The following is a 13,194-nucleotide window of genomic DNA, read 5'->3' on the forward strand; positions in this document are numbered from 1 at the left end:
ATCCTCTCTCTATTTATGTAATAGGAAAATTTTACGTTTCCATAACTTCATTTATTCTAGCAAAAGAAAGTAATCTTAACAATCTTTAATGTTTTACAATGATAAAAACCTCTTCACTTAAGGCATGTGCAATTCCGTCAAGTATTGCCTCTAGATTAGCAGCTGTCTTTTGTAATTCTTCAAAATCCTGGCAAATAAAAATAGGAGCACCCCCATTCACCTTCTCTTTATTTGTTGTAATAATAGCTAGTACAGATTTTTCAATAACCATCTTTATTTAATCTCCTTATTCTGAGCATCAGATCTCGAAGGCATTCGGATTGCAGTTTCTAATACGGGTACTGCACCAATAATCTTTTTTGCTTTTTCTTTATCGCGTATTTGAGGTAAGATAAAAACGCCAATTCTACCATCATCTAAATCTCTTTTAATTAGTGGCACTAATGCTGGTGTACCTGAATCTCTGAACACCCCTAGCGAGACGGATGCATCATGTAATATAGCTTGTCTTTGTCCTAAGTGTGCAATCGTATTAACGACATTGATATTTTTCGGCTTTAATACAAATCCCATTCCATATTTTAATATCTCTTCTTGTCGTTCGGGTAAACCAATATTCATAATGTAAATGTTATCAACATATAATCCAGCCCCATCAAAGTGAGGGTCTACATATTCTATATCTACAATATCCCCAATTGTACTACCACTTTGAAGAACTTTGCTAATTACCAAGCAAATAATGGCACCAACAAACGCCATATATACATTCCAAATCAGATAAAATAAGGTACCAATAAAAGCAGTCAATATTACAAGATAATTTCTACTTTCAAAGGAAATTGCAATCCCTTCAATATACGCTTTACCTCTGGAAACAAGCTCGTAACTATCAATTTCAGTCAACGTGTTCCGTTCCATATTTCTCACTTCACGAAACTGTGTAGCTGCAACAGTTAAAAAGGTTACAGCCGTGAAATTGAGCTCCATTAGAGCTGGTACTGCTACTGCGCCGAGAGAGGCAGCGATAAACCCTAATGCTACATGTATTATCTTTCCATGTAGATAGGTGGGGTACTGTCTGTAATCCGTCCTGAGCATTAGTATGCGTGCTATCGTTCCTAAAACCACACCGAAAACAATCGGCATTGTGTATTCATTCATGATGCCACCTCAATTACTGTTTGATTTTTTAAGGAAGAATATTAACGTTCTTTTTTTACCTACTTGTATTGCTTCAATAATTACCACTAAAAAAATAATGATCGAGAGTGTATCTAGAAACATTAAATTACCTATAGCTTTTGTGAACGAGTAGTTAGAAAGTAGTAAACAGTAAAGTAATTCACCACCACAAATGCCAATAATGCTGTTAGCTAGTCTGTTCTCAAATTTGCTTGCGATAATAGATACAAGCAATACACAAACAACAGGCATAATAAATAATCTGGGCATGAATATCCATACAGGGGCATTCACTTCCCATATAAGCAAACTAGAATACCCTATCATGATAGTAATTGCTGAAAAGATTTGTAGACCTTTTTGTTTTAGTGTGGAAAGAAGGGCAAAACCTCCAATAAGAGTTGTCAAATAAGCAATAGATATGTCAAAAAAGCCAATTCCTAGATAAATATTAGAAGTTGAGATAGTCAGAAGTATCCAAATTGCTATCACTGTTCGATAGTTATTCTTAGGCATAATAAACGTTACGATAATCCAAAATGCCCAACCAAACCAATAAAAATATAATCCATCCATTACAAGTTCACCCACCACCCTTATTATTTCTTTGAATAACTCTTTTTAAACAATAAAAACTCCTTTCCATTATGGAAAGGAGTTTATCATAGATTAGGTTATTGCTTAAATTTATTTAATTTATCACCAATCAGATCTCCAAATTGGAAACTAGATTGATCTTCATCTTTTTGATACTGTTTAAATTCCTTTTCTTCTTCTTCTGCCTCTACTTCTCGAATACTCAGAGACATTCTTTCCTCTGCCTCATTAACATCTAATACTTTAACCTTAACCTGTTGTCCAACTTCTAACACTTCTTGTGGTGTGCCAATATGACGGTTAGCAATTTGCGAGATATGAACAAGTCCTTCCACACTAGGTAGAACTTCAACAAATGCACCGAAATTGACTAAACGTTTGACCGTACCTTCAACTACCTGTCCAGGCTTTATCTTCTCATCGATGTTCGCCCATGGCCCTGGAAGTATTTTCTTTCTTGATAGTGCAATACGCTCATTGTCTCGGTCAACAGAAAGCACTTCAACTTTTAGCTTATCACCTTCGGAAACAATTTCAGATGCATTACTTACATGGTCATGTGATAACTGAGAAATATGCACTAAACCATCAATACCACCTAAATCAACAAAAACACCAAAATCCGTAATCCGTTGTACAGTTCCTTCAATAATTTGACCAGGTTCGAGAGTTTGGAGAATTTCAGTCTTTTGCTTCGATTGTTCCGCTTCTACCACTGCTCGATGGGATAGTATAACACGATTTTGTTCGATGTCTAACTCCACTATTTTCACCGACAGGATTTGATCTTGATAGCTGGAGAAATCATCCACAAAGTGAGCTTCCACTAAAGATGCTGGAATAAATCCTCGGACTCCAACATCAGCTACGAGTCCACCTTTAACTACTTCCTTAACTTGTACATCAAACACTTCACCGGATTGATATTTAGCTTCTAGGTCCCCCCATGCCAATTCTCGATCAACAGCTTTCTTAGAAAGAACTACCTCATCATCATCAACTTTCTTAATTGTTAATGTTAATGTATCTCCTTCTTTTACTACTTCACTTGCTGTTTCAATATGTAGATTGGACAGTTCACTAATCGGAATAATCCCCTCCGTTTTATAGCCAATATCAACAAGAACATGTTTGTCCTCGATTTTTACAACTGTTCCTGTAACTTTATCCCCGACTTGTAAATTTAGATTTTCTTCACTCATTCCAATTCCTCCTTAACCAAAAAAGACAATATATAACCTTATGTTCTTATAAAACTTTCTTTTTATAACTTCTAATAATTCCCTTTATTTGTCAAGTGATTATTACATATAATTTTAATAGAATTCAGAAGATAACTGACATATCCTCCATAATTTAACTAAATTTATACACTTCCTCTAATATGCGGTCGGCTACTTCTTCGACAGATAAGGATGTGGTGTCAATTTCTATTGCATCTTCTGCTTTTACTAATGGGGATGCTTCACGTTCCGAATCAATTAAATCTCTTTTTTCTATTTCTTTTTTTAGCTGTTCTATGTCAGAAGAAAATCCCTTATTTAAGTTCTCAACATGTCTTCGTTTAGCCCTTTCTTCAACAGTAGCAATTAAGAAAATTTTAACTTCAGCATCTGGTATAACCTTTGTGCCAATATCTCGACCATCCATCACGACTCCACGTTCATCAGCTAATTGTTGCTGACGAGAAACCATATCTACCCGTACTTTTGGATGCTGTGCAACATAGGATACATTATTTGTTACTTCGGTAGTACGTATATCGAAAGTAACATCACGTTCATCTAATAAAACACGTTGTCCGTCGTCGCTTTGTACTAATTTGATAATAGTGGATTCTAATAACGATACTAATGCCTGTTCATCATTAACATCTACATTATTCTCTAATGCCTTTAAAGTAATAGCACGATACATCGCACCAGTATCTATATAAATATAAGAAAGCTTCTTCGCCACAATCTTAGCTACAGTACTTTTACCAGCTGCTGCTGGTCCATCTATAGCAACTGCAATTTTAGTTAACATAGGTTTCATTCAATCCTCTCGTTGATAGTACTTATAATAATTCTTTTTGTCTTGCCTCTCGTTGTTTTTCAAAACAGTAGCGAATAATAATTTGCTTATCTTGTTCACTGAGTGATGGTAATTTTACAGATGCAGTATTTGCAGAAAATTCATTACGAATCATCCGTACAACTTCACCTGATAAATCAAGATAATGATATTCACCAGAAAGCATTTGAAGAACTAGAAATACGTTAATCTTCTCTCCCTGTTCTACACTTTGACCTTTTGGTATGATAATGGACAGTCCACCACCACTAATATCCATAGTCACTGTTGTAAATGGTGTAAAACGATTATCCTTACTATGTACAGCTACATCTACTGCTGTATCAACTCGTACATACTGTCGTCGTTGAATACGCTCAATCTGGTCATCTTTAGGTATCACAAGTGCAAACGTAAGTAATGTCCCTCTCATTTTATCTTTTATCTCCGTTTTAAATCGGTAAACAGACTGATCATTCCCCAAATATTCAGCAGTCAATTTTGTACCTATTCGAAACGTTGCACTAGTTTTCTTTGTTCTTAGGTGAACCGGATGATCAACATAAATATATTTATTATTCTTATCAACTATTTTACAACGATACTTTTCTATAGAATTATTTTCAGGACTATATGCTTCTATCGTTAAAAACACGCCAATCTTCATGTTACTCCCCCACATACTCATTTAGAAACATAATGCTTTCTTTTATTATCACAAAAAAATTAAAAAAGGGAAAGGACTAAACCCTCTCCCAAATCAAATTCCAGCATAATTTATTTCTTTACCATTTAATTTTTCTACTTTTTCTTCATGACCATCCATAGCATTAATAAAGATACGATAGGTGTCATCACCTAGTAATCCTAAGAATTCGTAGACTAAAACTTCCTCACCAAGGTCGTTAGTAATCACGGCTAAGAAATCTTCTTGTATTTCAACGTTAGGGTTAACGAAATCTCTTGCATCCTCTGAGCTAAGTTCTGGTTCTGGAATATCTCGTTCATGATGGTTTAAATAATAGTTATTAGCCGTTAGACCTATGATATCGCCATTATCTAATGCAACTTTTACTTCAATAGCATCGGCAAACACACGAACACCGTCTTGATTATAAATAAACGAGTAAATTCCTACATTTTCATATTGACTACTATTAAACATTTCCATATCCTTAAAATCATGTTTTTCGATATACTGTTTCGCAATTTCGAAACCTTCATTTAAACTGATCTTTTGTTCTCCTACAGGTCTATCCACCAGTAGTGTCAATGGATAACCACCCTGTTGTGTGACGTCAAGGTATGCTCTTTTATTCTCTTCTGAGAAAGAAATGCTATATAAAGGTATATCCGCTCCATCGCCTGTTTCAGTGATACTTAAATCTCTTTCTTCTTTAATATTAAATAGATCTTTACTGTATTGCAAAGCTTGTTCTTCGCTTATTTTTTCTCCTTGAATATTTTCATACTTATGATTTTCAGAGGAGGTACCAGAGATTGCCGAGTCGACATTACCTTCTGCATAACCTTCAATTTTCTTTTCTACTGTTTTAAATCCATCAATAATGGTGTTATCTGCTTGTTCATCTTCAGTCGCAAGGGCTAATTGAACATCCATCCATCTGAGATTATTTTCCATAGCAGTATGTTGCACTTGACGGAGTTCGTCCTTTATGTCACCAGCTTGGCTATATAGATTTTTTAGGGTATCTAGTTCTTTATCGGACAATGGTTCTTTATCTAAATCACGAATGGCGGTACGATACGTAAATTCCCCTATATTGGATAAAAATTCTTCCGTCTTGTTAAAAGGTAACAACGTTAAAGGTAACTGACCAACATTAGCCAATGATTCAGATGTTAATCGCCAAATTTCTGCCATTTCAGGAGATAATCGCTCTCTAGAGTTCATCGCAATGGCAGTTCCAATTTTGTCATGCATCAAATCAATATTATAAGTTAGTTCATGAAAGGCTCGCTGATACGTATTTTCTGCTTGAATTAAAATAGCATTTTTTTCTTGATGCTCTTTATAACCCCAAGCCGCCGTCCCAGCAACACCTACAGCTAGTGCGATAATTGCTATCCAACGTAACATAATTTAAACACTCCTATTTACAAAAGATATGCTTCCCAATACGTTTAATTTGAGGTCTACCCCAAATCCAACTAGATGTTGCGGTATCTGGATTGAAATAATACAAAGCTTCTCCAGTAGGATCCCAACCATTTATAGCATCAAGAACAGCTTCTCTTGCCTTATCATTAGGGGTTAACCAAATTTGACCATCTGCAACAGCGGTAAAAGCTCTTGGTTCAAAGATTACTCCGGCAACAGTATTAGGAAATGTAGAACTTTCAACACGATTCAGAATTACGGATGCAACGGCCACTTGCCCTTCATATGGCTCACCTCTTGCTTCGCCATAAACTGCATTTGCCATTAAATTAATATCGTTCTGGGAAAATCCTTGTGGAACGTTAACTGCTGTAGTTTTTCGTTCCGTATTTCCAGTATTTGCTGTATTGTTTGTACTCTTTTTTTGATTACCAGTATTTTGTGTTGACTGCTGTTTTGGTGGTGTTGAACCCCCTCCGGCTTTTGCCTTTGGTTTTGTTTGTTTTGCTAAATCCGTTCCACCATAATAAGTAAAATCATTTCCTTTTGCTATTTGCTCATGAACCCATTTGCCATCAAACTTACTAACGTCAACTAACTTTTGTCTTGTTTTCAGACCAGCTAGACCATCAATATCTAAACTATAATCCTTTTGAAAATTTCTCAATGCCCAGTAAGTCCCCCAACCAAACACGCCATCTATTTTTCCGTTATAATAGCCTATATATTGTAACCTTGCCTGCAGTTCAATAACATCGTCACCTGTTGAACCACGTTGGATTACCTGATTTGTAAAGGCATCTACTTCTTTTGGAAAATATGTTTCTTGAAGTCCTATTGCAGATAGGCATATAATAACTAAAAGGATGTATTTTCTTAATGTCATGTTGATACCTCTCACTTTCATATTTGTCTAGTAATAGGTATTTTTTGATTGAAACAGCTAATTTATGCATACGATTCTAGATTAATGTGTTTCAATGTTACTATAAACAAAAAAAGAGACTAGAATAGTCTCTTTTAATAGAGCTTTATGAACTTGCATTTGCAATCTTCATCCGATGTAAGCCAAAGAACCATAATATAGTCATAAACGGAATAACAAATAATGCCCAATTTTCAGTTACATATATTAAAATAAAATTATAGATTCCATGTAATGTTATCGGAATGATAAGTGCTAATAAAATATTCCCGGTCTTATTTACTTGGTTCATTTTAGCTTTTCCAAAATAATATCCCATAATAACGCCAAATAACGCGTGTGAGGAAACAGGGAAAATTGCTCGAGAAAGGGCATATTCAATTCCATTTACAAATAGATATAGGATGTTTTCAATAGTAGCAAAACCTAAGCTTATCGAAACAGCATATACGATACCATCGTAGTGTGCATCGAATTGAGTGTGTTGGTAAATTACATATAAAAAGATAAACCATTTAAAAAATTCTTCCAAAAAAGCAACGACGAAAAATGATTGAACAAATATATTCCCTATTTGATCACTCTCGAAAGCGTACTGGATAAACATGATGGGAAATACAAGCAAACAACCATAAATAAATGTTCGTATAATTAATGGAATTGGTTCTGTAATTCGGTCCTTTAAATAAAAAAAAGACATGAGTGCAAGTGCTGGAGCAACCCCAGCAGATATTATTCCTAACATACGTAAAACCCTTCCCCTCGCGAACTAATTCAATGGTACCATGTAACGAAACGATTGAAAATACATATTTTGTTAGAAATGTAGGTGCACACAATGAAAAAAATTATCATCATTCATACAGGTGGTACGATTTCTATGCTTGAAGATAAAGAGACTGGTGAGGTAAACACAACTAGTGTTCATCCCTTATCAAATACTCCCTTTACATTTGGTGACGATGTAGTTATAGAAGAACATATGGCTTTCTCACTACCATCTCCACATATTACACCAAGCCATATGCTTAAATTATCTAAAATTATTAATCAGCTACTAACTGATTATGATGGTGCAGTTGTAACACATGGTACAGACACACTAGAGGAAACAGCGTATTTCTTAGACTTGGTCCTCGATACAGAAAAACCAGTTATCCTTACAGGTGCGATGCGGTCGAGTAACGAAATCGGATCAGACGCTCTATATAATTTATTAAGTTCTATTCGTGTCGTTTTGTCTCCTATTGCATATTCTAAAGGTGTATTAGTTGTTATGAATGATGAAATACACAGTGCGACAAATGTCACGAAGACTTCAACGAGTAATGTTGCAACATTCCAAAGTCCTCAATATGGCCCATTAGGTATCATAACGAAGGAATCCATTATATTTCATCATCAACTCGTTTCTCGTAAAACTTATCCTATAGAACAAATCACCAAGAATGTACCCTTATTGAAGGGTTATGCCGGTATGGATAGTAGTATTATTGAGCTAATCTACAAAGGAAAACCAGATGGATTAGTCATAGAGGGTTTAGGTCAAGGGAACCTACCTAAGGAAACCCTTCCCGCAATAAAAAACATCTTATCTGACAATATTCCTATAGTTTTAGTTTCTAGAAGCTTTAGAGGTATGGTACAACCAACCTATTCCTATGAAGGTGGCGGAAAGCAACTAAAAGAATTGGGAGTCATATTTACCAATGGGCTAACGGGACCAAAAGCAAGGATTAAATTACTGATTGCTTTAGAAAACTCAAAAAACATCCATGTCATTAGAGATATATTTGAAAATGAATTTTAATTCTAATAAAAAGAAGCAACGCTAGTTATGCGTGCTTCTTTTGCTTTTATGCCTAGATTTAGAGTCTTTCTCATCAGGTGAGTATGATGTTAACTATATTTATAACCTAAAATATGCTATTTCTCCAATATGAAGTAGTCACTTGTCTTTGAGATTGGTACTTGATGTAACTTAGAAAATTCAATTAGATCCTCAAAAATCTTCTCCGAATTGAAATTAATAATCCTAAAATTAAAGCCATTCTTGTTTTGTACGATTGCGCACTTCTTTCCCCAACCAACACGCTTAAACTTTATACCGCAAATCTCATTATAGTGAACCTCTTTCCTATAAATGGTTAATGAAAAGATTAATACGTGAAAAGTCAACGCTTCATCCGCTATTTTAAAGTTAAATTGCATAAAGATAATCGTTATAATATATATTGAAAAAGGTATTAGAAAATAAAATGTTTCGGGTTCATCCCAGTTTGGAAACATGAATCCAACAGTCAATATGAATAAGACTAATAGAACTAACCTTTGGGTTTTTGCATGATAAACCAATTCCAGCCCCCACTATCTCGCTAATTTTAACTGATTTCATTCTCTTTCCACTACTATAATAACATTATTTTCTAAATTTTTTAATATATGTTCATTTAAAATCGCACAGTGTTTTTCCACTGCGCGATCTATCTTCCCTTTATAGGTTACTTATTCTCTTTTCTCAATTGGTCAATTCCCTAAATAACTATTAATGCGGGATGAAATAACATCTGCAATTCTACTTCCGTGAAATCTTCCATTTTCAATAAAAATTTCATTATTATTATTACCTGCTGCTACTACACCTGCAACAAATACATTCTTGATATTAGTCTCGTATGTTTCTTCATTATAAATCGGCTTTCCATTTGCTTGGTTAAACTGAACACCAATTTCTTCTATTAATTTAAAATCAGGGCGATATCCAGTCATCGCAAAAACAAAATCATTTTCAATTTTGTAATCCTGTTCATTTACCGTATACGATACGTATTCTTCTGCGATCTTTTTAACATGAGCATTAAACACCATTTGAATTATTCCTTTGCGTACTAGAGAATCAAAGTCAGGTAATATCCATGGTTTAATGCTTTTAGAGTACCTATCTCCGCGATATAGAACTGTTACTTTAGATCCAGCTTTATGAAGTTCCAAAGCTGCATCTACTGCAGAATTCTTACCTCCAATAATTACAATATCCTTATTATAATAGGGGTGACCTTCTTTGAAATAATGCATTACTTTTGGCAAGTCTTCACCAGGAATATTCATATAGTTTGGTTGATCATAGTAACCGGTTGCAATAATTACGTGTTCAGCTACATATTGTTGTTCTTTACCTAAGTGTTTTTCCGTCTTAATCTCAAATGCCGGACCATCTTTCTTTAATGAAGTGACCTTCTCAAAGGAGTGTACACGTAATTCCATTCGTTCCGTAACATTTCGATAATACGCTAACGCTTGATTTCTTCTAGGTTTTTGCCTCTCTGTAATAAATGGTACACCACCTATTTCTAGCTTTTCACTGGAACTAAAAAATGTCTGGTGTGTTGGATAATGATAGATGGAATTGACAATATTACCTTTTTCAATGATTAGTGCATCGATCCCTTTTTCTTTTAGAGCTATCGCGCTAGCAAGCCCACATGGTCCTGCCCCTATAATAATAACTTTTTCCAATTTCTTATTCATTACTAGCACTTCCCTTTTCATAGCAAAATCAAAAAACTCTTATCTGCAGATAAGAGCTTTTTATATTTTGTTTCTTTAAATTATACCCAACCACGGAAGCGAGATGCTTCTGCCATCTTTCTAACACCAACCATATATGCAGCTAGTCGCATATCTACTCTTCTTGTTTCAGCTGTATCATATATAGTGTTGAATGCCTTTGTCATGTTATCCAGCAGCTTTTGTTCAATTTCTTCTTCTGTCCAATAGAACCCTTGGTTATTTTGAACCCATTCAAAGTAAGAAACTGTAACTCCACCAGCTGAAGCTAGTACGTCTGGTACGAGTAATATACCTCGGTCAGTAAGAATCTTTGTCGCTTCCATTGTTGTAGGCCCGTTCGCCGCCTCAACTACGATACTCGCTTTAATATTATGTGCATTTTCTTTCGTAATTTGATTTTCTACTGCAGCTGGTACAAGTATGTCACATTCACTTTCTAACAATTCTTTATTTGTAAGTGTATTATTAAATAATTTTGTAACTGTACCAAAGCTATCTCTGCGGTCTAATAAGTAATCGATATCTAATCCTTCTGGATCGTATAATGCACCATATGCATCCGAGATACCAACAACAATCGCACCAGCATCATGTAAGAATTTTGATAAAAAGCTACCAGCATTACCAAAACCTTGTACGATAACTTTTGCACCTTTTACATCTAGACCACGTTTTTTTGCTGCTTCATTAATACAAATTGTAACACCTTTTGCCGTCGCAGATTCTCTACCATGGGAACCGCCTAGTACTATTGGTTTACCAGTAATGAAGCCTGGGCTGTTAAATTCATCAATTCTACTATATTCATCCATCATCCATGCCATAATTTGAGAGTTAGTAAATACATCAGGAGCAGGTATGTCTTTTGTTGGACCAACAATTTGACTGATTGCTCTTACATAACCACGACTTAATCCTTCTAATTCACGGAATGACATTTCACGTGGATCACAGATGATACCGCCTTTACCACCACCGTATGGAAGGTCAACGATACCGGCCTTTAAGCTCATCCATATTGATAATGCCTTTACTTCTCTTTCAGTAACATCCGGGTGGAATCGTATCCCACCTTTCGTAGGTCCTACTGCATCATTATGTTGTGCACGATATCCAGTGAAGATTTTAGTTGAACCATCATCCATACGAACTGGAATACGAACTTCCAGCATACGTAGAGGCTCTTTTAACAACTCATAAACTTCATCAGGGTAACCCAATTTCTCCAGTGCAGTTTTTACAACAGTTTGAGTTGAACTCAGAACATCCATTTGCTTATTTTTCTCTTTGGTAGAATCTGCTGCTTTTTCGGCTACCATGAATTTACCTCCTAAGGAACATATAAATATTTAATATAGCTATTCTCAGAGATTAGTATACACTTAAAAAACAAATATGCAATATATAAACCTTGTTTTTTTATATTATTTTTAGAATATCGTAACCGCTTTCAGTGATATACCATTTTCTTACAGATTTAGTAGATTAGTTACTATTTTTTGCTAATTAAATGCTCTTACAATCGTTTCGATTGCGCTTGATTTAATGATAATTTTTCCATATTCTTTTAGCCTATAGGAAGTCACAATACTTGGATTGGAGAACTCCGACATTAAAGCTATCACATCTTCTTTATTATTACCACCTAGTTCATCTCGATTTAGTAACATATAATATCTATCTCCCATATAAAAGACCTGCCCACCATTCACAGACAATGTGCTTAAATACGAAGATACCTGTATTATGTTTTCGAAATCATCAAATGAAAAAATTAATTCTTTGCTTTCATCAAGTGTCACTTTCATTTCAATGAAATCCTCATCCCAATCTATATTATCGCAGTTTTGAGTGACAATAACATGCATTCCTTGTGCCTGCATTAAATGGACTTGCACATATAATTTCCCCTCTAACTCAAATCCTAATTCAGAACTAGCTTCATACATAACATCCGTAAAGAGGTTCTGAATGCCATTGGCATCGTAAAATAAATCCTCTTTATTAAATCCCCGTTCTACCAAATCGTCAAACGTTAAAAAAATTGTAAATTGACTACTGGACACTCTTTCAATACGCACACAGCATCCTCCTCAAATTAACAAATAATTCTAAGAAAAACTCTCAATCACTCGTCCTCATGCGGTACCACTAATCGAAAAGCAACTATTTGCTTTTGTACCATACAGTTATGCGGGAGAGTTACTACTTAAATACTCCTAATACGACGAGCAAATCTTTTTAGTTTTTCTAATGCAGGCGGGAAAAGTTATTAGGCTTTCCTATCTGCCAACAAGAATTAGTCTTACCTTTGGCCACTAACTGCTGAATTCTTATAATTAGTATATGCTTTTTTCGAAATTGTTGAACGATATACAAGTTTATGTTTTAAAAATCTAAATAATCTGGAATTATTACGAGCTTAACTTTCAACTAAAATTTGATTAACTCTTCTCCAAAGAACATCAAGACAACTAGCACTACTAATAACAAGGTGACAACAGTTAAACGTAATAGTGGCCTGCGTATTTTCAAATGAGTCCTATTCTTTTTTTGACCATGCACATCTTTTCTAGGGGGTAGATTTAAAATGGTTAAATCATCATTTTCTTTTAGTTCCTGAACGTGAACGTTTACTGGTTCAGGAAGATCTTCATCTTTTGCGTGCTGATTCAGTTCTTTAAGAATATTCATCAATTCATTTTCTTGATCTTTTTTCTCAGCTTTTGTATCCTTCATA

General features: G+C 34.8%; 15 protein-coding genes. 1 reads left to right on the forward strand and 14 read right to left on the reverse strand.

What is annotated here, in order from left to right; translation table 11 throughout:
* Positions 1-85: 85 nt before the first annotated feature.
* The 9 genes from TE34_RS13400 to prsW all read right to left on the reverse strand — a co-directional run bounded on the left by TE34_RS13400 (position 86) and on the right by prsW (position 7,629).
* On the reverse strand, positions 86-271 hold the full coding sequence (locus TE34_RS13400) for a capping complex subunit for YIEGIA (RefSeq protein WP_047985320.1): 186 nt from the start codon (positions 269-271) through the stop codon (positions 86-88).
* A gap of 2 nt (positions 272-273) precedes the next feature.
* Positions 274-1,164, reverse strand: a complete 891-nt coding sequence (locus TE34_RS13405; RefSeq protein ID WP_047985321.1) for a YIEGIA family protein — start codon at positions 1,162-1,164, stop codon at positions 274-276.
* Between the two features lie 9 nt (positions 1,165-1,173).
* Complete coding sequence (locus TE34_RS13410; protein WP_047985322.1) at positions 1,174-1,761, reverse strand: YphA family membrane protein; 588 nt, start codon at positions 1,759-1,761, stop codon at positions 1,174-1,176.
* A gap of 98 nt (positions 1,762-1,859) precedes the next feature.
* Positions 1,860-2,984, reverse strand: a complete 1,125-nt coding sequence (gene rpsA, locus TE34_RS13415) for a 30S ribosomal protein S1 (RefSeq protein WP_047985323.1) — start codon at positions 2,982-2,984, stop codon at positions 1,860-1,862.
* A 154-nt stretch (positions 2,985-3,138) separates the two neighbouring features.
* Positions 3,139-3,810, reverse strand: a complete 672-nt coding sequence (gene cmk, locus TE34_RS13420) for a (d)CMP kinase (RefSeq protein ID WP_047985408.1) — start codon at positions 3,808-3,810, stop codon at positions 3,139-3,141.
* Positions 3,811-3,841: 31 nt separating this feature from the next.
* The gene (locus TE34_RS13425) at positions 3,842-4,504 is read right to left on the reverse strand and encodes a flagellar brake protein (RefSeq protein WP_047985324.1); all 663 of its coding nucleotides are present in this window, start codon (positions 4,502-4,504) and stop codon (positions 3,842-3,844) included.
* A 93-nt stretch (positions 4,505-4,597) separates the two neighbouring features.
* Positions 4,598-5,938, reverse strand: coding sequence for a germination protein YpeB (gene ypeB, locus TE34_RS13430; protein ID WP_047985325.1), 1,341 nt, complete (start codon positions 5,936-5,938; stop codon positions 4,598-4,600).
* A gap of 13 nt (positions 5,939-5,951) precedes the next feature.
* The gene (sleB, locus tag TE34_RS13435; RefSeq protein ID WP_047985326.1) at positions 5,952-6,845 is read right to left on the reverse strand and encodes a spore cortex-lytic enzyme; all 894 of its coding nucleotides are present in this window, start codon (positions 6,843-6,845) and stop codon (positions 5,952-5,954) included.
* Between the two features lie 145 nt (positions 6,846-6,990).
* Positions 6,991-7,629: a glutamic-type intramembrane protease PrsW gene (gene prsW / locus TE34_RS13440; protein ID WP_047985327.1), complete on the reverse strand. Its 639-nt coding sequence runs from the start codon at positions 7,627-7,629 to the stop codon at positions 6,991-6,993.
* Positions 7,630-7,722: 93 nt separating this feature from the next.
* On the opposite strand from prsW, the gene TE34_RS13445 reads away from it, so the two are divergent.
* Positions 7,723-8,694 carry an asparaginase gene (locus TE34_RS13445; protein ID WP_047985328.1) on the forward strand — a complete coding sequence of 324 codons (972 nt, stop codon included), beginning with the start codon at positions 7,723-7,725 and terminating at the stop codon, positions 8,692-8,694.
* A 116-nt stretch (positions 8,695-8,810) separates the two neighbouring features.
* Here TE34_RS13445 and TE34_RS13450 read toward each other — a convergent pair whose 3' ends face one another.
* The 5 genes from TE34_RS13450 to TE34_RS13470 form a co-directional block, all read right to left on the reverse strand.
* The gene (locus TE34_RS13450; protein WP_047985329.1) at positions 8,811-9,239 is read right to left on the reverse strand and encodes a hypothetical protein; all 429 of its coding nucleotides are present in this window, start codon (positions 9,237-9,239) and stop codon (positions 8,811-8,813) included.
* Positions 9,240-9,410: 171 nt separating this feature from the next.
* Positions 9,411-10,412: a YpdA family putative bacillithiol disulfide reductase gene (locus TE34_RS13455; protein WP_047985330.1), complete on the reverse strand. Its 1,002-nt coding sequence runs from the start codon at positions 10,410-10,412 to the stop codon at positions 9,411-9,413.
* An 80-nt stretch (positions 10,413-10,492) separates the two neighbouring features.
* Complete coding sequence (locus TE34_RS13460) at positions 10,493-11,773, reverse strand: Glu/Leu/Phe/Val family dehydrogenase (protein ID WP_047985331.1); 1,281 nt, start codon at positions 11,771-11,773, stop codon at positions 10,493-10,495.
* A 183-nt stretch (positions 11,774-11,956) separates the two neighbouring features.
* Positions 11,957-12,535 (reverse strand): genetic competence negative regulator, encoded by a 579-nt coding sequence (locus TE34_RS13465; protein WP_047985332.1) that lies wholly within the window; start codon positions 12,533-12,535, stop codon positions 11,957-11,959.
* 352 nt (positions 12,536-12,887) lie between these two features.
* Complete coding sequence (locus TE34_RS13470) at positions 12,888-13,193, reverse strand: hypothetical protein (protein ID WP_047985333.1); 306 nt, start codon at positions 13,191-13,193, stop codon at positions 12,888-12,890.
* Position 13,194 lies beyond the last annotated feature (1 nt).

This window comes from Ornithinibacillus californiensis (genome assembly GCF_001038485.1).
Lineage (GTDB): Bacteria > Bacillota > Bacilli > Bacillales > Amphibacillaceae > Ornithinibacillus > Ornithinibacillus californiensis.

Excerpts from the sequence above, each read along its gene's own strand:
- TE34_RS13400 (WP_047985320.1), bottom strand. The coding sequence starts at position 271 with ATGGTTATTGAAAAATCTGTACTAGCTATTATTACAACAAATAAAGAG.
- TE34_RS13405 (WP_047985321.1), bottom strand. The coding sequence starts at position 1,164 with ATGAATGAATACACAATGCCGATTGTTTTCGGTGTGGTTTTAGGAACG.
- TE34_RS13410 (WP_047985322.1), bottom strand. The coding sequence starts at position 1,761 with ATGGATGGATTATATTTTTATTGGTTTGGTTGGGCATTTTGGATTATC.
- rpsA (WP_047985323.1), bottom strand. The coding sequence starts at position 2,984 with ATGAGTGAAGAAAATCTAAATTTACAAGTCGGGGATAAAGTTACAGGA.
- cmk (WP_047985408.1), bottom strand. The coding sequence starts at position 3,810 with ATGTTAACTAAAATTGCAGTTGCTATAGATGGACCAGCAGCAGCTGGT.
- TE34_RS13425 (WP_047985324.1), bottom strand. The coding sequence starts at position 4,504 with ATGAAGATTGGCGTGTTTTTAACGATAGAAGCATATAGTCCTGAAAAT.
- ypeB (WP_047985325.1), bottom strand. The coding sequence starts at position 5,938 with ATGTTACGTTGGATAGCAATTATCGCACTAGCTGTAGGTGTTGCTGGG.
- sleB (WP_047985326.1), bottom strand. The coding sequence starts at position 6,845 with ATGACATTAAGAAAATACATCCTTTTAGTTATTATATGCCTATCTGCA.
- prsW (WP_047985327.1), bottom strand. The coding sequence starts at position 7,629 with ATGTTAGGAATAATATCTGCTGGGGTTGCTCCAGCACTTGCACTCATG.
- TE34_RS13445 (WP_047985328.1), top strand. The coding sequence starts at position 7,723 with ATGAAAAAAATTATCATCATTCATACAGGTGGTACGATTTCTATGCTT.
- TE34_RS13455 (WP_047985330.1), bottom strand. The coding sequence starts at position 10,412 with ATGAATAAGAAATTGGAAAAAGTTATTATTATAGGGGCAGGACCATGT.
- TE34_RS13460 (WP_047985331.1), bottom strand. The coding sequence starts at position 11,773 with ATGGTAGCCGAAAAAGCAGCAGATTCTACCAAAGAGAAAAATAAGCAA.
- TE34_RS13470 (WP_047985333.1), bottom strand. The coding sequence starts at position 13,193 with ATGAAGGATACAAAAGCTGAGAAAAAAGATCAAGAAAATGAATTGATG.